The organism is Microbacterium sp. NPDC060132 (genome assembly GCF_042729675.1).
Taxonomy (GTDB): Bacteria; Actinomycetota; Actinomycetes; order Actinomycetales; family Microbacteriaceae; genus Microbacterium; species Microbacterium sufflavum.
The window spans coordinates 1,120,810-1,143,160 of sequence record NZ_JBHWXU010000001.1; the positions used below are offsets into that span (position 1 = coordinate 1,120,810).

17 protein-coding genes and 2 tRNA genes are annotated in these 22,351 nt (G+C 68.7%); 12 read left to right on the forward strand and 7 right to left on the reverse strand.

The genetic code is table 11. The features are described from left to right. Positions 1-63: 63 nt before the first annotated feature. The 3 genes from gyrB to ACFWCH_RS05615 are packed head-to-tail and all read left to right on the forward strand — an operon-like array spanning position 64 to position 5,156. Entirely contained in the window at positions 64-2,145 is a 2,082-nt protein-coding gene (gene gyrB / locus ACFWCH_RS05605) for a DNA topoisomerase (ATP-hydrolyzing) subunit B (RefSeq protein ID WP_247638037.1), read from the forward strand. Between the two features lie 51 nt (positions 2,146-2,196). Beyond that, a complete protein-coding gene (gene gyrA, locus ACFWCH_RS05610) occupies positions 2,197-4,755 on the forward strand; it encodes a DNA gyrase subunit A (protein WP_136033736.1) in 2,559 nt (852 codons plus the stop codon). Continuing rightward, a complete protein-coding gene (locus tag ACFWCH_RS05615; protein WP_136033734.1) occupies positions 4,752-5,156 on the forward strand; it encodes a DUF3566 domain-containing protein in 405 nt (134 codons plus the stop codon). Before gyrA ends, ACFWCH_RS05615 begins: the two co-directional genes overlap by 4 nt. A gap of 65 nt (positions 5,157-5,221) precedes the next feature. Here the strand turns inward: ACFWCH_RS05615 and ACFWCH_RS05620 are convergent, their stop codons facing one another. After that, the gene (locus ACFWCH_RS05620) at positions 5,222-5,932 is read right to left on the reverse strand and encodes a VIT family protein (protein WP_136036484.1); all 711 of its coding nucleotides are present in this window, start codon (positions 5,930-5,932) and stop codon (positions 5,222-5,224) included. A gap of 117 nt (positions 5,933-6,049) precedes the next feature. Between ACFWCH_RS05620 and ACFWCH_RS05625 the strand changes: the two genes are divergently transcribed. The 3 genes from ACFWCH_RS05625 to ACFWCH_RS05635 are packed head-to-tail and all read left to right on the forward strand — an operon-like array spanning position 6,050 to position 8,918. Next, positions 6,050-7,315, forward strand: a complete 1,266-nt coding sequence (locus ACFWCH_RS05625; protein WP_378803100.1) for a histidine kinase — start codon at positions 6,050-6,052, stop codon at positions 7,313-7,315. Beyond that, positions 7,303-7,992 (forward strand): response regulator transcription factor, encoded by a 690-nt coding sequence (locus tag ACFWCH_RS05630; RefSeq protein ID WP_136033727.1) that lies wholly within the window; start codon positions 7,303-7,305, stop codon positions 7,990-7,992. The genes ACFWCH_RS05625 and ACFWCH_RS05630 overlap by 13 nt, the downstream gene beginning before the upstream one ends. Next, the gene (locus ACFWCH_RS05635; RefSeq protein ID WP_378803101.1) at positions 7,989-8,918 is read left to right on the forward strand and encodes a DUF4097 family beta strand repeat-containing protein; all 930 of its coding nucleotides are present in this window, start codon (positions 7,989-7,991) and stop codon (positions 8,916-8,918) included. The genes ACFWCH_RS05630 and ACFWCH_RS05635 overlap by 4 nt, the downstream gene beginning before the upstream one ends. A gap of 158 nt (positions 8,919-9,076) precedes the next feature. Here the strand turns inward: ACFWCH_RS05635 and ACFWCH_RS05640 are convergent, their stop codons facing one another. Both ACFWCH_RS05640 and ACFWCH_RS05645 read right to left on the reverse strand, forming a co-directional pair. Further along, positions 9,077-9,967, reverse strand: a complete 891-nt coding sequence (locus ACFWCH_RS05640; RefSeq protein ID WP_378803102.1) for a rhomboid family intramembrane serine protease — start codon at positions 9,965-9,967, stop codon at positions 9,077-9,079. Between the two features lie 21 nt (positions 9,968-9,988). Further along, positions 9,989-10,546: a peptidylprolyl isomerase gene (locus ACFWCH_RS05645; RefSeq protein ID WP_136033721.1), complete on the reverse strand. Its 558-nt coding sequence runs from the start codon at positions 10,544-10,546 to the stop codon at positions 9,989-9,991. A gap of 146 nt (positions 10,547-10,692) precedes the next feature. Between ACFWCH_RS05645 and ACFWCH_RS05650 the strand changes: the two genes are divergently transcribed. Then, positions 10,693-11,190, forward strand: coding sequence for a DNA helicase (locus tag ACFWCH_RS05650; protein ID WP_136033719.1), 498 nt, complete (start codon positions 10,693-10,695; stop codon positions 11,188-11,190). Further along, positions 11,187-11,669 carry a YbaK/EbsC family protein gene (locus tag ACFWCH_RS05655; protein ID WP_206252146.1) on the forward strand — a complete coding sequence of 161 codons (483 nt, stop codon included), beginning with the start codon at positions 11,187-11,189 and terminating at the stop codon, positions 11,667-11,669. Before ACFWCH_RS05650 ends, ACFWCH_RS05655 begins: the two co-directional genes overlap by 4 nt. A 10-nt stretch (positions 11,670-11,679) precedes the next feature. Here ACFWCH_RS05655 and ACFWCH_RS05660 read toward each other — a convergent pair whose 3' ends face one another. Then, positions 11,680-12,102, reverse strand: coding sequence for an NUDIX hydrolase (locus ACFWCH_RS05660; protein WP_136036487.1), 423 nt, complete (start codon positions 12,100-12,102; stop codon positions 11,680-11,682). A 137-nt stretch (positions 12,103-12,239) separates the two neighbouring features. Between ACFWCH_RS05660 and ACFWCH_RS05665 the strand changes: the two genes are divergently transcribed. The 3 genes from ACFWCH_RS05665 to ACFWCH_RS05675 all read left to right on the forward strand — a co-directional run bounded on the left by ACFWCH_RS05665 (position 12,240) and on the right by ACFWCH_RS05675 (position 20,651). Further along, positions 12,240-12,689 carry an iron chaperone gene (locus tag ACFWCH_RS05665; RefSeq protein WP_136036488.1) on the forward strand — a complete coding sequence of 150 codons (450 nt, stop codon included), beginning with the start codon at positions 12,240-12,242 and terminating at the stop codon, positions 12,687-12,689. Between the two features lie 50 nt (positions 12,690-12,739). Further along, a complete protein-coding gene (locus tag ACFWCH_RS05670) occupies positions 12,740-13,864 on the forward strand; it encodes a M24 family metallopeptidase (protein ID WP_378803103.1) in 1,125 nt (374 codons plus the stop codon). A 151-nt stretch (positions 13,865-14,015) separates the two neighbouring features. Continuing rightward, positions 14,016-20,651 (forward strand): hypothetical protein, encoded by a 6,636-nt coding sequence (locus tag ACFWCH_RS05675; RefSeq protein WP_378803104.1) that lies wholly within the window; start codon positions 14,016-14,018, stop codon positions 20,649-20,651. Between the two features lie 234 nt (positions 20,652-20,885). Here the strand turns inward: ACFWCH_RS05675 and ACFWCH_RS05680 are convergent. The 3 genes from ACFWCH_RS05680 to ACFWCH_RS05690 form a co-directional block, all read right to left on the reverse strand. Next, a tRNA-Ala gene (locus ACFWCH_RS05680) sits at positions 20,886-20,961 on the reverse strand. Positions 20,962-20,983: 22 nt separating this feature from the next. Beyond that, positions 20,984-21,060 (reverse strand) — tRNA-Ile (locus tag ACFWCH_RS05685). Positions 21,061-21,190: 130 nt separating this feature from the next. Beyond that, the gene (locus ACFWCH_RS05690) at positions 21,191-21,430 is read right to left on the reverse strand and encodes a cell division protein CrgA (RefSeq protein WP_136033213.1); all 240 of its coding nucleotides are present in this window, start codon (positions 21,428-21,430) and stop codon (positions 21,191-21,193) included. 101 nt (positions 21,431-21,531) lie between these two features. Here ACFWCH_RS05690 and ACFWCH_RS05695 point away from each other — a divergent pair, with 101 nt between their 5' ends. Continuing rightward, the gene (locus ACFWCH_RS05695) at positions 21,532-22,326 is read left to right on the forward strand and encodes a class E sortase (RefSeq protein ID WP_136035631.1); all 795 of its coding nucleotides are present in this window, start codon (positions 21,532-21,534) and stop codon (positions 22,324-22,326) included. Positions 22,327-22,351 lie beyond the last annotated feature (25 nt).

The window sequence follows — 22,351 nt, forward strand, 5'->3', positions numbered from 1 at the left end:
CATATCGACTCGAAACCCGGCTAGAATGGGAGTTCGAGCTATCGATCTGGAGAATGCCCTCTGATGACGCCTGAATCCCCTGCTGACGAGACGGAATCGAACACCGGGGGAACCCCCGCACCCGAGGGAACCACCGAGTCGTCCGCCAACCGCCCGAAGCAGCAGCCGGGAGAGTACGGCGCCGACTCGATCCAGATCCTCGAAGGCCTCGAGGCCGTCCGCAAGCGCCCCGGCATGTACATCGGATCGACGGGACCGCGGGGTCTGCACCACCTGGTCTACGAGATCGTCGACAACTCGGTCGACGAGGCCCTCGCCGGCTACGCGGACACGATCCTGGTGACCCTGCTGGCCGACGGGGGCGTCCGCGTCGTCGACAACGGCCGCGGCATCCCCGTGGACCCGCACTCGTCCGACCCGTCGAAGTCCACGGTCGAGGTCGTGCTCACGATCCTCCACGCCGGTGGCAAGTTCGGCGGCGGCGCGTACGCCGTCTCCGGCGGCCTGCACGGCGTCGGCTCCTCGGTGGTGAACGCGCTCTCCACGCGCTTCGACGTCGAGGTGAAGCAGAAGGGCTTCGTCTGGAACCACAGCTTCGCGAACGGCGGTGTCCCCCAGCAGAAGCTGGAGAAGGGTGCCGCGACCGACGAGACCGGCACCAGCATCACCTTCTGGCCGGACGCGGAGATCTTCCAGGAGACGGTCGAGTTCGACTACGACACGCTCCGTACGCGCTTCCAGCAGATGGCGTTCCTCAACAAGGGACTGCGGATCGAGCTGGCCGACGAGCGCCCGGACTCCGCGTACGAGACGGAGGAGGACGGGCAGGCCGTCACCAAGCAGCCGTCCGACGTGTTCTTCTACGAGCGCGGTCTCGTCGACTATGTCGAGTACCTCAACAAGGTGCGCAAGGCCGAGGTCGTGAACGACGAGATCATCGCGTTCGAGTCGGAGGACACCGCGCGCAAGATCTCGCTCGAGGTTGCGATGCAGTGGACCACGTCGTACACCGAGAACGTCTTCACCTACGCGAACACGATCAACACCCACGAGGGCGGCACGCACGAGGAGGGGTTCCGCGCGGCACTGACCACGCTGGTCAACCGCTACGCCCGCGCCAACAACCTGCTCAAGGAGAAGGACGACAACCTCTCCGGCGACGACGTGCGCGAGGGCCTCACGGCCGTGATCTCCATCAAGCTCGGGGAGCCGCAGTTCGAGGGCCAGACCAAGACCAAGCTCGGCAACACGGAGGCGAAGGCCTTCGTGCAGAAGGTCGTCGGCGACCAGCTCGGCGACTGGTTCGAGCGCAACCCGAACCAGGCGAAGAACGTGATCCGCAAGGCCATCGACGCCGCGACCGCCCGACTCGCCGCCCGCAAGGCTCGCGAGACCGCGCGCCGCAAGAGCGTGTTCGAGTCTGCGGCCATGCCCGACAAGCTCAAGGACTGCACGAGCAAGGACCCGTCGATCAGCGAGATCTTCCTCGTGGAGGGTGACTCGGCCGGCGGCTCGGCCGTGCAGGGCCGCGATCCGCACACGCAGGCGATCCTCGCGCTGCGCGGCAAGATCCTCAACGTCGAGCGTGCGCGCCTCGACAAGGCGCTCGGCAACAAGGAAGTCCAGGCGATGATCCAGGCCTTCGGCACGGGCATCGGCGAGGAGTTCGACATCGAGAAGGCGCGGTACCACAAGATCGTGCTCATGGCCGACGCCGACGTCGACGGTCAGCACATCACCACGCTGCTGCTCACGCTGCTGTTCCGCTACATGCGCGGGCTCATCGAGGCGGGCTTCGTGTACCTCGCGATGCCGCCGCTCTACCGCCTCAAGTGGTCGAACGCCCCGCACGAGTACGTGTTCAGCGACGCCGAGCGCGACGCTCTCCTGAAGTACGGGCTCGACAACGGCAAGCGCATCCCGAAGGACGCCGGCATCCAGCGGTACAAGGGTCTCGGCGAGATGAACGCCAAGGAGCTGTGGGAGACCACGATGGACCACACCACGCGCACCCTGCGTCAGGTGACCATCGAAGACGCCGCGGCCGCCGACGAGATCTTCAGCGTGCTGATGGGTGAGGACGTCGAGTCGCGACGCAGCTTCATCCAGCGCAACGCCAAGGACGTCCGCTTCCTCGACATCTGAGCGCGAGCTCGCCTCCTCGCTCGCTCAACGACCGGAAATTGAAGAGAACACATGACTGACGAAGAACGTCCCGACATCAACGAGGGCCACGACCACGGCAAGATCGACCAGGTCGACCTGCAGTCGGAGATGCAGCGCAGCTACCTCGACTACGCGATGGCCGTGATCGTCGGGCGCGCGCTCCCCGACGTGCGTGACGGCCTCAAGCCCGTGCACCGCCGCGTGATCTACGGCATGTACGACGGCGGATTCCGCCCGGACAAGTCGTTCTCGAAGTGTGCCCGCGTGGTCGGCGAGGTCATGGGGCAGTACCACCCGCACGGTGACTCCGCGATCTACGACGCTCTGGTGCGCCTGGTGCAGCCGTGGTCGCTGCGGTACCCGCTCGCGCTCGGCCAGGGGAACTTCGGCTCCCCCGGCAACATGGGCGCGGCGGCCCCCCGATACACCGAGACGAAGATGGCTCCGCTCGCGCTCGAGATGGTGCGCGACATCGAAGAGGAGACCGTCGACTTCACCGACAACTACGACGGTCAGACGCAGGAGCCCACGGTCCTGCCGGCCCGGTTCCCGAACCTGCTCGTCAACGGTTCGGTCGGCATCGCGGTCGGCATGGCCACGAACATCCCGCCGCACAACCTGCGCGAGGTGTCGGACGCGGCGCTGTGGGCCCTCGACAACCCGGACATCTCCCGCGAGGAGCTGCTCGACGGTCTGATCCAGCGGATCCCCGGGCCGGACTTCCCCACCGGCGCGCAGATCCTCGGCACGAAGGGCATCCACGAGGCCTATCGCACGGGTCGCGGCTCGATCACGATGCGCGCGGTCGTGAACGTCGAGGAGATCCAGGGCCGCACGTGCCTCGTGATCACCGAGCTGCCGTATCAGGTGAACCCCGACAACGTCGCGGTGAAGATCGGCGACCTCGCGCGCGACGGGAAGATCACCGGCATCGCGGACATCCGTGACGAGTCCTCCGACCGCACCGGTCAGCGCCTCGTCGTGGTGCTCAAGCGTGACGCGGTCGCGAAGGTCGTGCTCAACAACCTGTACAAGCACACGCAGCTGCAGGAGAACTTCGGCGCGAACATGCTCGCGATCGTCGACGGTGTTCCGCGCACGCTCGCGATCGACGGCTTCGTCACCAACTGGATCGCGCACCAGATCGACGTGATCGTGCGGCGCACCCAGTTCCGCCTCAACGAGGCCGAGAAGCGCATGCACATCCTGCGCGGCTACCTGAAGGCGCTCGATGCCCTCGACGAGGTGATCGCGCTCATCCGCCGATCGCAGACCACGGCCGACGCGAACGAGGGCCTGCAGAAGCTCCTCGACATCGACGAGATCCAGGCCGATGCGATCCTGCAGATGCAGCTGCGTCGCCTCGCGGCCCTCGAGCGCCAGAAGATCATCGACCAGGCCACCGAGCTCGAGGCGCAGATCACGGAGTACAAGGCGATCCTCGCCGACGAGGGCCGGCAGCGCACGATCATCCGCGAGGAGCTCACCGCGATCGTCGACCGCTTCGGCGACGAGCGTCGCACGCACATCCTGCACGGGTTCGACGGCGACGTCTCGATGGAAGACCTCATCGCCGAAGAGGAGATGGTCGTCACCGTCACGCGCGAGGGCTACATCAAGCGCACGCGCAGCGACAACTACCGCTCGCAGCACCGCGGTGGCAAGGGCGTCAAGGGCGCCCAGCTCCGCGCCGACGACATCGTGGAGCACTTCTTCGTCACCACCACGCACCACTGGCTGCTGTTCTTCACGGACAAGGGCCGCGTCTACCGCGCCAAGACGTATGAGGTGCCAGAGGCCGGTCGCGACGCGAAGGGCACCCACGTCGCCAACCTGCTCGCCCTGCAGCCCGACGAGAGCATCGCCCAGGTGCTCGACATCCGCGACTATGAGGTCGCCGACTACCTCGTCCTCGCGACCCGCGACGGTCTGGTGAAGAAGACCCGACTCGACGCGTACGACACGAACCGTCAGGGCGGCGTGATCGCGATCCGACTCAACGAGGAGGACGAGCTCGTCAGCGCGCTGCTCGTCAACGCCGAGGACGACATCCTCCTCATCAGCCGCCGTGGCATGTCGGTGCGGTTCGAGGCGACCGACGAGGCACTGCGCCCCATGGGCCGCGCGACCGCCGGTGTGCGCGGCATGAAGTTCAAGATCGACGGCGACTGCCTGCTGTCCGCCTCGGTCGCGGCCGCCGGGAAGTTCGTCTTCGTGGTCACCGACGGCGGGTACGCGAAACGCACGGCGGTCGAGGAATACCGGGTCCAGGGCCGTGGCGGAACGGGCATCAAGGTCGCGAAACTGAACGACGATCGGGGCACTCTCGCAGGTGGTCTGATCGTCGCGGAGGACGACGAGGTCTTGGTGGTTCTGTCCAGCGGCAAGGTGGTACGCTCTGCCGTGGCCGAGGTCCCCGCGAAGGGTCGAGACACCATGGGAGTGGTGTTCGCCCGCACGACGGAGGCCGACCGCATCCTCGCCATCGCCCGTAACGGTGAGCGCGGTCTCGCAGAAGACGAGGCCGAAGCGGATGTCGACACCGAGGCCCCCCAGACGACAGAGACACCCGAGGATACAGACGCATGAGCACAGTGGCCGACAAGCTGGCGAAGAAGTCGACCCGCAAGACCAGTGGCAAGCAGGTTCGCCTCCGCCTGGTGTACGTCGACTTCTGGTCAGCGGTGAAGCTCTCCTTCCTGGGAGCCGTGGCTCTCGCCGTCGTCACGATGGTCTCCTTCTTCCTCATCTTCCTGGTGCTCCAGGCGACGGGCATCATGTCGACCGCAGACGAGTTCCTCCAGGGCATCACGGACAACGCGTTCGTGCTGTCCGAGGTCGTCGGCCTGCCGCAGGTGATGGCCTTTGCCGCGGTCGTGGCGATCCTGAACCTGATCGTCTTCACGGTGCTCGGCGCCGTGATCGCCGGCATCTACAACCTCGCCGTGAAGGTGACGGGCGGCCTGCTCGTCGGCTTCATGTCGAACTGACGCGAGTCACGACGAAGGGCGGGTGCTGCGGCACCCGCCCTTCGTCGTGTGCACGGCGCGGCGGCTCAGACCACGCCGGTCGTTCCGAGGAGCGTGCCGATCAGCCACGTCGCGAGCAGCGCGAGCGCTCCGCCGATCACGAGCCGCAGTGCCGCTCGGCCCGGCGCGGATCCTCCGATCCTCGCCGAGATCGTGCCCGTCGCGGCCAGGGCGATCAACACCGCGACGAAGGTCACCGGGACTCGCCAGTCGGGCGGGGGCAGCAGGATCGCCAGCAAGGGGAGCAGCGCGCCGAGCGTGAACGCGATCGCGGAGGATAGCGCCGCGTGCCACGGGTTGACCAGGTCGTCCTGATCGATGCCGAGCTCCACCTCGAGGTGTGCCGACAGAGCGTCGTGCGCGGTGAGCTCCTCGGCCACACGGCGCGCGGTGTCCTCCGTGAGCCCCCGGTCGCGGTACAGGGAGGTGAGCTCGGCGAGCTCCGCCTCCGGCATCGTGCGCAGCTCTTCCTTCTCCTTGGCGATGAGCGCGCGCTCGCTGTCGCGCTGGCTGCTCACGGAGACGTACTCGCCCAGAGCCATGGAGATCGCCCCACCCACCAGACCGGCGACGCCCGCGGTGAGGAGCGCGGCGTTATCCGTGGTGGCACCGGCGACGCCCACGACCAGCGATGCCACCGACACGATCCCGTCGTTCGCTCCGAGGACACCGGCGCGCAGCCAGTTGAGGCGTTGACCCACTCCGGTGCCGTGCGGTTCTCCCTCGTGGGCTGTCATGCCACCAGTGAAGCAGACGAGGACAGTGGCGAGGGCGGTCCCGGGTAGGGAAAACCCGAACCGGAGTGTCCGGCTGCCTCGGTGCCCGCGTGCCACCCTCCCCCGTACCGTGGAAACATGACCACTCAGCCTGCGCCTCCGGCCGCCGCTCCGGCGAAGCCACCGCTGCGCCTCTTCCTCACGGTCCTGCATCTGGCGGGCATCGGCGTCCTCGGTGGCGGGATCTTCGCCACCCTCGGCGCACTGCTCGGGACGGGGATCGGCCTCGTGTTCGTCGCCGGCATCGGCATCATCCTGCTCGTCGGTCTCGTCTACGCGCTCTACGGCCTCGGCTGGTTCGAGGTCGCGCGCGTCGCCGGTCTCTACCGCACCCCGCTCGCGCCCCTGCGACTGCAGCCGCGCGATCGTCCCGGCTTCGCCGGCTGGCTCCGCGCCCTCGGGCGACAGGCCGTCGACGGACGCATGTGGCGTGCCGTCGCGAACTTCGCCATCTCGGCAGTGCTGGGCTGGGTCGTGCTCCGCCTGGCCTGGAGCCTCGTGTGGTCGATCATCATCTCCTTCGCCCCCCTGACCTCTGCCGACAGCATCATGGGACCCTTCGGCGGTGCCGGGATCCCCGTCGCCTGGGCTCCGCTCATCGGGATCTTGGGCGTCGCCGCATCGGCGGCCGGCATCATCGGACTCGCGTTCCTGCACCGCACCCTGTCCCTGGCGATCGTCGCCCGCAGTCGGGAGACCGAGCTCACGGAGCGGGTGCGTGCCTCGACGGCGCAGCGGGAGGGAGCCGTGCGTGCGGCCGACGTGGAGCGCACCCGCATCGAGCGGGATCTCCACGACGGCGTGCAGCCGCGTCTCGTCTCGGTCGGCATAACCCTGGGCCTGGCCCAGCAGAAGATCGACACCGATCCCGACGCGGCCAAGGACCTAATCTCGGAGGCGCACACCTCGACGAAGGCGGCGATCACCGAGCTGCGGCAGCTCGCGCGGGGCATCCATGCCTCGGTCCTCGACGACCGCGGGCTGGACGCGGCGCTGTCCGCACTCGCCGGCCGTTCGCACATCCCCGTGCACCTCGACGTGCGGATGGACGGGCGGTGCAGTCGTGAGGCCGAGGCCGCGGTGTACTTCTCGATCGCGGAATCCCTCACCAACGCGGCCAAGCACTCCCGCGCGAGCGAGGCCCGGGTCACCGTGCGACTGCGCGAGGGCAACGTGCTGTGGGCCCGCGTGGAGGACAACGGCATGGGCGGCGCGCAGGTGCTCCCCGGTGGTGGCCTCGACGGCATCGCGAACCGGATCCTCGCCGCCGGCGGAACGTTCCGCCTGGACAGCCCGCTCGGTGGTCCGACCAGCCTGGAGGTGAACGTGCCATGCGCATCCTGATCTGCGAGGACTCGGTCCTGCTGCGGGAGGGGCTCGTGCGTCTGCTGGAAGACGCGGGTCATCAGGTGGTGGCCGCGCTCACCGACACCGACGGTGTGGCGGAGGCCGTGGCATCCGCCGACCCGGAGCTCTGCATCCTGGACGTGCGGCTTCCTCCGACGTTCACCGACGAGGGGATCCGTGCGGCGCTGGCGCTGCGGGCGACGCATCCGTCCCTTCCGATCCTCGTGCTGTCGCAGTACGTGGAGGAGCGCTACGCGTCTGACCTGATCGCGGCGCAGGGAGGGCCCCTGGGTTACCTGCTGAAGGACCGGGTCGCCGACGTCGCGGAGTTCATCGAGTCCGTGCAGCGGATCGCCGACGGAGCGACCGTGCTCGACCCGGAGGTCGTGGCGCAGCTGCTCACGCGACGCAACCGCGACGACCGGATGCTGCGCCTCACGGAACGTGAGCGCACCGTGCTGGCACTGATCGCGGAGGGCAAGTCGAACCAAGCGATCGCCGGACTGCTGTTCGTCTCCGAGGCGAGTGTCGAGAAGCACATCACCTCCATCTTCCAGAAGCTGGGGTTCGAGCAGGACGAGTCGGGAAACCGTCGCGTGCTGGCGGCCCTGGCACACATCGAGAACACGGGCGGCCCCACGCCGCCGACCGGACAGACAGGAATGGCACGATGACCACCGAAGATCAGGGCCCCCAGGGCGGCCACACGCCGCTCACCCCTCCCCCTGCGACGGCACCTCACGCCCCGGCCGAGCCCGCACCGATGGTGTCGGGCGGCTCCGGTACCGAGCCCGGACGTTCCTCGGGCGCCACGGCGATCCTCGTGATCACCGCGGTGGTGGGCGGCCTCGCCCTGCTCGGCGCCGGAGGCACGGCGGCGGCCGCAGCCGCGGGGTCCGTGATGTCATCGAGCCGACCCGACTCGGTCCAGACCGTCGGCGTGGACGGGATCGACGGCGTCGACCTCGATGCCGACGCGAGCAGTGTGCGGGTGGAGTTCGGTGACGTGGACGACGCCGAACTGGCGGTCACGAACGGCCGCGGGCAGGCCTGGACGTTCGAGCGGGAGGGCGACGAACTCGTCGTGAAGAGCCCGCGGGGTGTGTTCGGCTGGTGGTTCGGCAACTGGTTCGGCGACGAGGAGGTCGCGGTGCTGACGTTGCCCGAGAGCCTGCGCGACGCCGGTCTGGATGCGAACCTCACGCTCAACGCGGGCAGCCTGGATGTGACGGGTGACTTCGGTGACCTCGAGCTCGACGTGAACGCGGGGTCGCTCGATGTCGACGGCGCGGCGGAGACGCTCGACGTGCAGATGAACGCCGGGCGCGCCGACATCGTGCTGGACTCCGTGGCCGAGGCCGACCTGGGCATCTCGGCGGGCGATCTCACGGTGGAGCTCACGGGCTCGGCGCCCGCGCGCACATCGGTCGATGCGAGCGCGGGATCGGTCGACCTCACGCTGCCCGACGTGGAGTACAGCCTCACCCAGGACGTGAGCGCCGGCTCGCTCGATGCCACCGTCGATCAGGGGTCGAACGCGCGACACACGATCGACGTCTCCCTCGCGGCGGGGAACGTGACGATCCGACCCGGGCGCTGAGCCGCGGGAGCACGGAGGGGCCGGTACTCGGAGAGTGCCGGCCCCTCGGCGCCGTCGCTCACGGCGCTGGCGAAGTTATCCACAGTTCTCTCCACAGCATGGGGAGAATTACACCGATGTTATTCACAGGCGTTAACAACTCTGTTAACAACTCGGGATCAGGCCAAAAGGAGCAGCGGCGGAACGAACGCCACGATCACGAGCAGGAGAACCACCAGGGCCGAGAGGAAGACGATCTGCCACACGCGCTGCTCACGGCGTTTCGTGCGCGTATAGATGAAGGCCACGATCGCGCCCACGATGGCCCCGCCCAGATGCGCCTGCCAGGAGATACCGCCGGCGAAGAACCCGAAGGCGAAGTTGATCGCGAGGATGACGAGGATCCCGGTCACGTTCGCCCCGATGTGGCGGCCGATGATCAGCAGCGACGCGAGCAGACCGAAGATGGCGCCGGAGGCTCCGACCGTCCATGAGCCCGGCGCGAGGATCGCAACCATGACCGATCCACCGAGTCCGCTGATCAGGTACAGCGCCAGGTAGCGCGCCCGCCCCAGCATGGGTTCGAGGCTCTGGCCGAGCATCCACAGCGCCAGCATGTTGAGCGCGAGGTGCACGAAGCCGCCGTGCACGAACAGCACCGTCAGCAGTCGCCACGGCTCGAACGGCACCGCGAACAGGTTGGGGTAGAGGAACGGTGCGTAGAAGCCCAGCGCCTGTGTGATCGGCTGGTTGAGCCCGGGGATGAGCTGCACGAGGCCGATGAACGACGTGATCGCCAGCAGCACGTAGGTGACGACGGGCTTGCCGTCGCGGGTCATCGCCAGAGCACCGCCGCGGTTCCCCCAGCGTCGGGCGGCCTTCTTCTGGGCGGGAGTGCGGTTCTTGCGTTCGGCCGCCATGCACTCCGGGCAGATCACGCCGACGGCGGCCTGGGTCTGGCACTCGGGGCAGATGGTGCGCAGACACCGCTGGCAGAGCACGAAGCTCTGCCGATCCGGATGCCGGTAGCAGAAGTTGTCGCGATTACGCGTGAACTCGGGCGTCGACATCCGGATCGGCCGTGGCTTCCGTCAGGCGGCGACGATGTCGATCGACTGCAGCACGACCGGCTCGACCGGGCGGTCACCGGCCGCGGTGGGCACGGCGGCGATGGCGTCGACGACCTTCTTCGAGGCGTCGTCGGCGACGGCGCCGAAGATGGTGTGCTTGCCCTGCAGCCACGGGGTCGGGTCGGTCGTGATGAAGAACTGCGAGCCGTTCGTGCCCTCGACCTTGCCGGTGATGGCGTTGCGGCGCAGGCCGGCGTTGGCCATCGCGAGGATGTAGGGCTCGTTGAAGTCGAGCTCCCCGTTGATCTCGTCATCGAAGTTGTAGCCGGGGCCGCCCACACCCTGACCGAGCGGGTCGCCGCCCTGGATCATGAAGTTGGGGATGATGCGGTGGAAGATGACGTCCTTGTAGAGAGGACCCTCGCCCGGCTTGCCGGTGGCGGGGTGCGTCCACTCCTGGGTGCCGTCGGCCAGGCCGACGAAGTTCTTGACCGTCTTGGGAGCGTGGTCGCCGAAGAGGTTGATGACGATGTCACCGTGGTTGGTGTGCAGAGTTGCGACGTGGGAAGCATGAACCATGCCCTCATTCTCGCAGAGCTTCCGATGAGTGGCCCGGGTCTGTACATCCCCTCGGCGGATGATGCAAGGGGCGGGCGATTCCCTCCCCCCATCCAGGGTGTCGTGGCAAGATGGGGAACCCGTACTCCAATGGACAGGAGAGCATCGTGAGCCTCAGCCGCAAGCGGAAGAAGCAGCTTCGTCGTCTTCAGAAGGACGCCAACCAGCTGTGGGAGGACCAGCAGGTGCTCGTCGGCCACGCCGCCGACGTCGCCCGAGAGGCCGGCCGTCAGCTCGGCAACTTCAATCGGGAACAGCTCGTCCCCGCCGTCCAGGACACCTACAACCGTCGTGTCGCCCCCGTGGTCGACCGCGGCGTGAAGGTCGGCAGGCACGTCGTCGACGACAAGGTCGTGCCGATCGTCGGCGGCGTCGTCGGCACCGCGCTCACCGCGTGGGATGTCGCCAACGCGAAGCGTCAGGGCATCGAGTACAAGGCCCGCAAGGCCGTCGCTCCGAAGAAGGGCCCCGGCCTCGGCTCGGTCATCGCGATCGTGCTGGGTGCGGCTGCGGCCGTCGGAGTGCTCTACGCCGCTTGGCAGGCCCTCCGCGCCGACGACGAGCTCTGGGTCGCCGACGACCCGCTGTCGGCTCCCGACGCGTGACCACCCCCGACCCGCACGCGCGGGTGCGGGATGCTGCGGCCGCCCGCGGACTCGACATCGAGATCCGCGAGCGGCCGCAGGCGCGCAGCCTGCACGAGGCCGCGGAGATCCTGGGCATCCCGCCGTCCGGCATCGTGAAGACCCTCGTGGTGAAGCGCTCCGACGACACCTATCTGTTCGCCCTGGTCCCCGGCGGTCGGTCGATCTCGTGGCCCAAGCTGCGTGCCGTGGTCGGCGTCAACAAGCTGCGACTGCCCGAACCCGAGCTCGCCCTCGCGGCCACGGGGTATGAGCGGGGCACGATCGTCCCGATCGGCAGCACGACCGATTGGCCCGTGTACGCCGACGAGTCCATCGTTGGGCAGCGGATCGCCATGGGAGCGGGTGCGCACGGTTACAGCCTGTTCGTGGACGCCGACGACCTGATCGCCGCCTACGGCGCCACCGTCGCCGACATCTCCATTCCCGAGGAGCGCTGACCGCGACCGCTCAGGCGAGTCCCGCCATCCGGATGGCGATGTCGACCAGCTTGACCCGCTGCAGCCCCGCGACGGCCGCGAGCGGAAACCACTCGGCCCTGTCGGTCGAGCCCTCGGTCTCGAAGCGCAGCCGTCCGCCGGTGACCTCGGCGCGGTAGACGATGCGCAGTGTGTGGAGTGGTTCCGCCGCCTTGTGCACCCGCCGCCCTGCCGGGATCACCCGCGAATGGATACCGAGCAGCGCGCCGACCCGCACGGTGTACCCGGTCTCCTCGCGCAACTCCCGGCGGACCGCGTCCTCCGGGGCCTCGCCCGGCTCGAGCCCGCCGCCCGGCATGGTCCACGCCGTGCGACGCCCCTCGATCCAGCGCGCCAGGAGGAGCCGGCCACCCTCATCGGTGACGACCCCGTATGCGGCGACGCGCAGGTCCATGGCTCACACCCTATCCGCCGGGCACGCCACGTTCCGACCACGTGTCGGCCGGCGCACATCGATCACGAATCGAGAAGCGACGGCGCTCGGATGGTTCCTATTCTGTGGAGATCAGCCACACCGAGAGGACGGAAACCATGGCCGCCGACAACGAGAAGAACTTCACCGCCGAGGAGCGCGAGGCCATGCAGGCCGCCGCGAAGGAGGCCCGCACCCGACGGTCGCGTGCCAAGAAGTCGCCCGAGGAGCTGAGGGCGGCCGGCGAAGCCGACATCACGGAGGCCATCGACAAGCTCGACGAGCACGACAGGGCGCTGGCGCGGAAGCTGCACGACCTGGTCTCCGAGGTCGCCCCCGACCTGGTGCCGCGCACGTACTACGGCATGCCCGCGTGGGGTCGAGACGGGAAGGTGCTGTGCTTCTTCCAGCCCGCGAGCAAGTTCAAGGTGCGCTACGGGACGTTCGGGTTCGAGCCGATCTCGAACCTCGACGACGGCACCGTGTGGCCCACGGCGTACGCTGTGATCGACCTGACGCCGAAGGACCGGGAGTTCCTCGCGGACCGGCTGCGCCAGGCCATCAGCTGAAGCGCTCCGAACCCGAGACAGCGACGGCACCCCGGCACTACCGTGGAACCGTGAGCACTCCCCCGTTCCCCGCCTCCGTCTACGCCTCCCGACTCACCCGTGCAGCCGCGCTCGCCGCGGACGCCGGACTCGACGCCGTGGTCGTCGGACCGGGGCCCGACCTCCAGTACCTGCTCGGGGTCGAGGGGGACACGATCGAACGGCTCACGGCGCTGGTGCTCACCCCCGACGCGCGCGCGACCATCGTGGTGCCGCGCATGGAGCTGGCGAAGATCCGCAGCACCGCGGCCGGCGAACTCGGTCTGACCATCGCCGACTGGGTGGACGGGGAGGATCCGTATGCCCTGGTGCTCGCGGCGGCGGGGGAGGTCCAGCGGGTCGGGGTCTCCGACGCGCTGCCCGCGCTCCACGTGGTGCCGATCGCGGAACGCCTGGGGGTGCGGGTGGAGCTCGCGACCCCGGTGCTGCGCGAGGGGCGGATGATCAAGGACGACGCGGAGATCGCGGAGCTCCGGCGTGCGGGTGCCGCCATCGATGCCGTGCACCGCCGCGTGCCCGAGTGGCTGCGCGCCGGACGGACGGAACGCGAGGTGGCGGACGACATCGCCGCCGCGATCGTCGAGGAGGGCCACCGCACGGTCGAGTTCGTGATCGTCGGATCCGGTCCGAACGGGGCCGACCCGCATCATGAGGTCTCCGACCGGGTGATCGAGGAGGGCGACATCGTCGTGGTCGACATCGGCGGTGCGGTGCCCAGCGGCTACAACTCCGACAGCACACGCACCTACGTCGTCGGCGACCCCGGCGCGGAGGAGGCCGAACACATCGCCGTGCTCGTGCGGGCGCAGCAGGCCGCGGTCGATGCTGTGCGTCCCGGGGCGACGGCCGCCGAGGTCGATGCCGCCGCGCGCACGGTGCTCGCCGAGGCCGGACTGGGCGAGGCGTTCCTGCACCGCACGGGCCACGGGATCGGTGTCTCGGTGCACGAGGAGCCCTACATCGCTCCCGGCAACGACCTCGTGCTGCGGCCGGGGATGGCGTTCAGCATCGAGCCGGGCATCTACTTCCCCGGTCGGTGGGGCGCCCGGATCGAGGACATCGTGATCGTGACGGACACCGGAGCGGAGCGGGTGAACCTGGCCCCGCACGCGCTCGTCTCCGCCGCTCGGCAGTGACCTTCGGCTATCAGCGAATACCTAAAGTCATCACGGTGAATTCCTAAAGTCACCTATCGTCGCATTTCCGGCGGGGCTAGCCTGCTGAGTGCTGGAGCCCCGTGCTCCGGCGATTGCTGATTCCATCTGGCGGGGGTTGCCGGAGGGTCGGATGTTCGCCTCAGAACACCACAATTTCATCGCGCCGACTGCAGGACCGAACGAGACGAGACGCCGCTGGGCGATCATCGCCCTGCTCGCGCTGCTCGCCAGCCTCCTCGTGACGGTCGTCGCGCCGCCCAAGCCGGCCGAAGCCCAGTTCCAGTTCTCCTGTACGAGTACGGAGGGCGTCGGGTACTTCGTCAACACGGGCTCCGGCTCCGTCTCGATGATCTACACCGGCACCGACACGAACATCCGGAACATCCCCGTCGGCGGCACCCCCTACGGTGTGACGTCGCTCCCGGACGGCTCGCGGGTCTACGTGGCGAACGGCAACGGGTCCGTGCAGGTGATCGACACCGCGACCCTCGCGGTCACGACGATCAACCACCCGTCGTTCTCCGCGTCGGTCGGCGCGTGGAGCTCCGCCGACGGCTCGCAGGTGTTCATCTCGAACATCGGGTCCAACACCGTCAGCGTGATCGACACCGCGACCAACACCGTGTCCCGCGTGATCACGGTCGGCGCCGCCGGTTCTCGTCCGGGATGGGTCGATGCCTACGGAAACGAGCTGTTCGTCGCCAAGGACGACGGCACCAACGGCGGGATCTCCGTGATCGACATGAGCAGCACCTCGACGACGACGTCCCGCGTCATCGCGGGAGCGGCTCCGGCGCACACGGTCGCCGTCAACGCCACGTACATCGCCGCCGCCAGCGAGACCGTCCTGTCGATCCCGATCCGCAACAGGACCGCGCCGTCGGCCCTCGTGCGCACCATCACGACCACCGAGCAGATCCACGGACTCACGTTCGTCCCCAACACCAACTACCTCGTGGCCAGTGGCGAGGCCGGACACACGTTCGTGTACGACGCGTCGACCGGGGCGCTGCTGCGGACGTTCACCGCGGGCGGCTCGAACATGCGCGTGCCCGTGGCCTCGCCGATCAGCAACGAGGTCTACATCGCCGGATACTCCACGCCCACGGGCACGCTGGACCGGCTCGTGACCACCGGGGCTCCGGCCACCTGGACCTACACCGCCAATCAGACGGCCCTGCAGAACGCTCCCGACGGCCACACCCCCGCGTTCTCCTGCCTGCCGCCGCTCTCGGGTTCCAAGTCCTTCGCCAAGTCGCCGATCGCTCAGGGCGAGACGACCACCCTGACGATCACGATCAACAACACCAACCTCGCCCCCACCACCGGCATCACCGGGGCGGCGCTGACCGACAACCTGCCCTCCAACATCCGCATCGCACCGACGGGCACGGCGACGACGACATGTACCGCCGCAACACTCACGGCGCCTCCCGGCGGGACGACCGTCAGCCTGAGCGGTGCTTCGATCCCCGCGGCCACCGGGCCGAACGGGGCGATCGTGCCGGGAAGCTGCACCATCACCGTGCCGGTGATCGGCGTCACACCCGGCGCCCAGACCAACACGATCGAGCCGGGGGCTCTCTCCGCGAACATCGTGGGCGAGACGGCGAACTCGTTCTCCGCACCGATCGAGGTGCTCCCCCCGGCGATGCAGATCGCGAAGTCGAACGACGACGCCGACGGGATCGTCGACGGCGGACAGACGCTGACCTACTCGATCACGCTGACCAACGCCGGGACGATCCCGCAGACGGGCGTCACCGTCGACGACGTGCTCCCCGCGGGCGTCACCTATGTGCCGGGGTCCACCGTCGCCACGCAGGGCACCACCGTGCGCGACAACGCGCCGGGAGGGACCAACCCCGACCTCGTCGGCGGCGATCCCGTCGCCGGGTCGCTCGTCGGACCGACGGATCCGTTCACGATCCCTCCGGGCGAATCGCTCGTGGTCACCTACCAGGTGACCGTGGACACTCCCGCGCCGGAGACGATCGACTCGTACACCAACACCGCCAGCGCCAGCTCCACCCAGGAGCCGACGCCGATCAGCACGACCGACACCGTGCAGGCCCTGTCCACCCTCGATCTCGTGAAGTCCGCGGGCACGCCGGTCGACGTCAACGGCAACGGGACCACCGACACCGGCGACACCATCGCCTACACCTTCACCGTCACGAACACCGGTAACACCACCATCGCGAACATCGCCGTCACCGACCCGAAGCTCGGCGCGATCACGTGCGACGCCACGACCCTGGCGCCCGACGCCGTGGCCACCTGTACCGCGCCGCCCTACGTCATCACCCAGGCGGAGACCGATGCCGGCGCCGTCGACAACAGCGCCACCGCGGCGGGCACCGACCCCAGCGGCGACCCCATCGCCTCGAACGAGTCGACCACCTCGACACCCACCGAGCAGGCCCCGGCACTGCTGTTCGACAAGACGGCCGCCGCCCCGGTGGATGTGAATGCGAACGGCATCACCGACGCGGGCGACACCATCGCCTACACGTTCAGCGTCGCCAACACGGGCAACGTCACGATGAGTGGCATCACCGTCACCGATCCGAAGATCGGCGCGGTGACCTGCGACGTGACCACCCTGGCTCCCGGTGAGGTCGCGAGCTGCACCGCGCCCGCCTACACGATCACTGCCGCGGATCAGGACGCGGGCGAGGTCGCGAACACCGCGAGTGCCACCGGCACCGATCCCGGCGGCACCGCCGTCCCGTCGAACGACGACAGCACCACCACTCCGGTGGTCGCACCCGCACCGGCCCTCGAGATCGACAAGACCGCGGGAACACCCGTGGACGTCAACGGGAACGGCTCGACGGACGTCGGCGACACCATCGCGTACACGTTCACGGTGACCAACACCGGCAACGTCACCGTGTCGGACATCGCCGTGAACGACCCCAAGGTCGGCACGGTGACCTGCGATGTCACGGCGCTCGGGCCGACGGGAGTCGCGACCTGTACGGCCGCCCCGTACGTGATCACCCAGGCCGACACGGACAACGGCTCGGTGGACAACTCCGCCACCGCGAACGGCACGGATCCGACGGGCGGCCCGGTCGTGACCACCCCCGACACCACGACCACCCCCACCGACCAGGCGCCGGCGCTGTCGTTCGACAAGACCGCGGGGACCCCCGTGGATGTGAACGCCAACGGCATCACGGACGAGGGCGACACCATCGCGTACACCTTCACCGTCACCAACACCGGCAACGTCACGGTGGCGGGCATCGCGGTCACGGATGCCCTCGTCGGCGCCGTCACGTGTGACGTCACCACGCTGGCTCCCGGAGCGGTGGCGAGCTGCACCGCGGCACCGTACACGATCACCGCCGCGGACGAGACGGCGGGTGAGGTGGCGAACAGCGCCTCGGCCGCAGGCACGGACCCGGGCGGTGACGCCGTCCCGTCGAACACCGACACGACGACGACGCCGGTCGTCGCCTCGGCACCGAGTCTCACGATCGACAAGGCAGCGGGTGCTCCGGTCGACGTCAACGGCAACGGGGTGACCGACGCCGGCGACACGATCGCCTACACCTTCACCGTGACCAACACCGGCAACGTGCCGCTCGCCGATGTCGCGGTGGACGACCCGAAGGTCGGCGCGGTCACCTGTGATGCGACCACCCTCGCTCCCGGTGCGGTCGCGAGCTGCACCGCGGCGACGTACACGATCACGCAGGCCGACGTCGACAACGGCTCGGTCGACAACTCCGCCACCGCCACGGGCACCCCGCCCGGAGAACCCGCGATCACCTCCGACCCCGACACCACGAGCACCCCGACCGACCAGACCGCGTCGCTCGTGCTGGACAAGACCGCGGGCACACCGGTCGACGTGAATGCGGACGGCCTGACCGACGAGGGCGACACCATCGCGTACACGTTCACCGTCACGAACACCGGTACCGTCACACTGACCGACGTAGCCGTCGACGACCCGAAGGTGGGCACCGTCACGTGTGACGTCACGACTCTCGCTCCCGGGGCCGTGGCCACCTGCACGGCAGCGCCCTACACGATCACCGCAGCGGACGAGACCGCGGGCGAGGTGGCGAACACCGCGACCGCCGCGGCCACCGACCCCGGCGGCGACCCCGCCCCCACCGCCGACGACAGCACCACGACCCCGGTCGTCGCCTCGGCCGCGGCTCTCACGATCGACAAGGTCGCGGGCGCCCCGGTGGACGTCGACGGCAACGGCATCACGAACGCCGGTGACACGATCGCGTACACGTTCACGGTGACCAACACCGGCAATGTGGCGGTGTCGGAGATCACGGTGGACGACCCGAAGGTCGGCGCAGTGACGTGTGATGTGACCACCCTGGCCCCCGGTGCGGTCGCGAACTGCACCGCGGCGCCGTACGTGATCACCGCTGCCGATGAGACCGCGGGCGAGGTCGCGAATACCGCTACCGCCACGGGGACGGAGCCCGGCGGTGACCCGGTCCCGTCCGACCCGGATTCGACCACGACCCCGTCGGAGGCGTCCGCGCCGGGTTCGACGATCGACAAGACCGCGGGTGGCCCGGTGGACGTCAACGGCAACGGCCTGACCGATGTCGGCGACACGATCGCGTACTCGTTCACGGTCACGAACACCGGCAACGTTCCCCTCGCGGATGTCGGTGTGAACGACCCCAAGGTCGGCACCGTCACCTGCGACGTCACGACGCTCGCTCCCGGTGAGGTCGCGACCTGCACCGCGGCGCCGTACACGATCACGCAGGCCGACGTCGACGCGGGCGGGGTCGAGAACTCCGCGACCGCGACGGGTACACCTCCCGGGGAGGACCCGGTGCCGTCTGAGCCCGACACGATCGTGACGCCGGTCGATCAGGTGCCGTCGCTGCTGTTCGACAAGGTCGCCGGTGCTCCGGTGGATGTGAACGCCAACGGCATCACGGATGCGGGCGACACGATCGACTACACGTTCACGGTCACGAACACGGGTACGGTCACTGCGACGGACATCGCGGTCAGTGACCCGAAGGCCGGTGCCGTGACGTGTGATGTCACCACCCTGGCCCCCGGTGAGGTCGCGAGCTGCTCGGCGGCGACCTACACGGTGACCGCGGCGGATGAGCAGGCCGGTGAGGTGGCGAACACGGCGACCGCGACGGGGACGGATCCGAACGGTGACCCGGTCCCGTCGGACCCGGATTCCACAACGACCCCGTCGGAGGCCTCGGCCCCGGGGGTGACGATCGACAAGACGGCGGGTGACCCGGTGGATGTCAACGGCAACGGCCTGACCGATGTGGGCGACACGATCGCGTACTCGTTCACGATCACGAACACCGGCAACGTCCCGTTGGCCGATGTCGGGGTGAACGACCCGAAGGTCGGCACCGTGACGTGCGATGTCACCACGCTCGCCCCCGGTGAGGTCGCGACCTGCGGGGCGACGTACACGATCACGCAGGCTGATGTGGATGCGGGTTCCGTCGAGAACTCCGCGACCGCGACCGGCACGCCTCCCGGGGAGGATCCGGTCCCCTCGGAGCCCGACACGGTGGTGACGCCGGTCGATCAGGTGCCGTCGCTGCTGTTCGACAAGGTCGCCGGTGCTCCGGTGGATGTGAACGCGAACGGCATCACGGATGAGGGCGACACGATCGACTACACCTTCACCGTGACGAACACGGGGACCGTGACGGCGACCGACATCGCCGTGAGCGACCCGAAGGTCGGGACGGTGACGTGTGATGTCACGACCCTTGCCCCGGGCGAGGTCGCGAGCTGCACCGCGCCGACCTACACGGTCACGGCCGACGATGAGCAGGCGGGTGAGGTGGCGAACACCGCCACCGCGTCGGGGACGGATCCGAACGGCGACCCGGTCCCGTCCAACCCCGACAGCACGACCACCCCGGCCGTCGCGTCCGCCCCGAGTTCGACGATCGACAAGACCGCGGGCGCCCCCGTGGACGTCAATGGCAACGGACTGACCGATGTGGGCGACACGATCGCGTACTCGTTCACGGTCACGAACACCGGCAACGTCCCTCTCGCGGATGTCGGTGTGAACGACCCCAAGGTCGGCACCGTCACCTGCGACGTCACGACGCTCGCTCCCGGTGAGGTCGCGACCTGCACCGCGGCGCCGTACACGATCACGCAGGCCGACGTCGACGCGGGCGGGGTCGAGAACTCCGCGACCGCGACCGGCACGCCTCCCGGAGGAGACCCCGTCCCGTCCGAACCCGACACCGTCGTGACGCCGACTGATCAGGTGCCGTCGATGACCCTCGTGAAGACGGCCGTGATCGACGACGCCGATCGGGACCGCGCCGCCGACGAGGGAGAAGTGATCCACTACGCCTTCACCGTCGCGAACACGGGCAACGTCACGATCGAGAATCTGGGCATCGACGACCCGATGCTGGACGAGCGCGGCGACGCCATCACGTGCCCGCTCGTGCCGCTGGCGCCCGGTGAGCAGGCTCTCTGTACGGCCGACCATGTCGTGACCGCGGCGGAAGCGACCGGTGGCGACCTGACCAACGTCGCTACCGCCACGGGACGTACGGGGACCGATGATCCGATCACGAGCGACCCGTCGACGGTGAGCACGCCCACGGATCCGGAGACACCGGAACCCGCACGACTGCCGACGACGGGTGGTCGGGATCAGACGGCCGCGGCACTGCTCGCGCTCGCCCTGATCCTGGGCGGAGTCACGCTGGTCGTCGTCCGGAGGGGAGCGCGCCGCCGCCCGACGGACATCGGATAGCTCGACCGGGGGGCCGAGCGACGGGGCTCGGTCGGGCGCACCCACATCGTGGGGCGTCCGACCGGGCTCCGGCGGGGCGCGGCCCGGATGAGGCGGAGCACACCGGACCGGGCTCCGGCGGGGCGCGGCCTGGAAGAGTCGGAGCACACCGGCAGCACGACGCGACGGTGGTGAGGATCGATGCCGAAGCACGACCGGAAGGGGGTCGGTGCGCGGGAGGGAGGAGATCCGAGGTGGTGGAGCCTAGGAGATTCGAACTCCTGACATCCTGCTTGCAAAGCAGGCGCTCTACCAACTGAGCTAAGGCCCCGTGAGGGATTTCTTGAATTGAATGGTGGGGCTACCAGGACTTGAACCTGGGACCTCTTCATTATCAGTGAAGCGCTCTAACCGCCTGAGCTATAGCCCCGTCAACCTCCAAGACTTTACCGGAGAATCTCGGAAAATCCGAATCGAGCGCGAGGAGCCTGATGCACACCACCGCCGGCACGACGAAGCCCCCTCGCGCGGCGAGGGGGCTTCGGAAGAGAAGGGGCTGGTCAGCGCCAGCGTGTGGTCATGAGGAACCCGATGAGAGCGATGCCGAGACCGATCGCGAGGTTCCAATTGTCGAGGCCCGGGATCGGGAACTGCATCCCCGAGATGTAGAACACGAGGATCCACGCGAGACCGAGAAGCATGAAGCCGATCATCACCGGCTTGAACCAGACGGCGTTGGGAGCGGCGTCGCCCTCGGCGCGCTCGACGACGGGTTCTTCGGTCTTGCGGTCACGTGCCATGCCGTCATTGTACCCGGGAGACCTCTGCGCCCACGAGAGGCGGTCACAGACGGGTGCCTCCGCACGAGCCCGTGTTCAGTGTCGACGGATAAGATCACGCCATGACTGCATCCGCCGTGCCTGGGGGGCGCCACGGACGTCGGCAGCGGCCCCGGTCGCGCGCCACGTTCGCGAGCGTGCTCGGCGAACTGCTGCTCACCGCCGGGGTCCTCGTCCTCCTCTTCGTCGCATGGCAGATGTGGATCGGCGACATCATCATCGCCGCCCAGAAGAACGACGAGGGTGCGGCGATCTCGCAGCAGCTCGCGGCGGCCGATCCCCCCGCGCTGCCGCCGAAGGTCGAGACCGACGACGGCACCACGGTGTACCAGGCGCCGGTGCCCGCCGCCCCCGCCGACGGGGCGTGGTTCGGGCAGATGCACATCCCGCGCTTCGGCGCCGAGTACAACTTCGGCATCTACGGCGGGACCAGCCGGGCCAGGACGCTCGACCAGAAGGGCATCGGGGTCTACACCGACTCGAAGATGCCCGGCGAGGTCGGCAACTTCTCCCTCGCGGGCCACCGCACCACCTGGGGCAAGCCGTTCAACCAGCTCGACAAGCTGCAACTGAACGACGCGATCGTGGTCGAGACCCCCGACGGCTGGTACACGTACCGCTTCCGCACGCTCGAGTACGTCACGCCCACGCAGACCGACGTGCTGGCCGACGTGCCGCAGATGCCCGCACAGCAGACCGGCGAGCAGTACATCACCCTCACGGCGTGCTCCCCCCTGTACTCGCTCGCCGAGCGGATTGTCGCCTACGGCGTGTTCGAGAGCTTCCAGCCGCGCGCCGAAGGGCCACCGTCCGCACTGACCGACCCGCCTCCCCCGCCCGCCGCTCCGTCGGTGTGACCACGAACGATCAGGAGACACCACC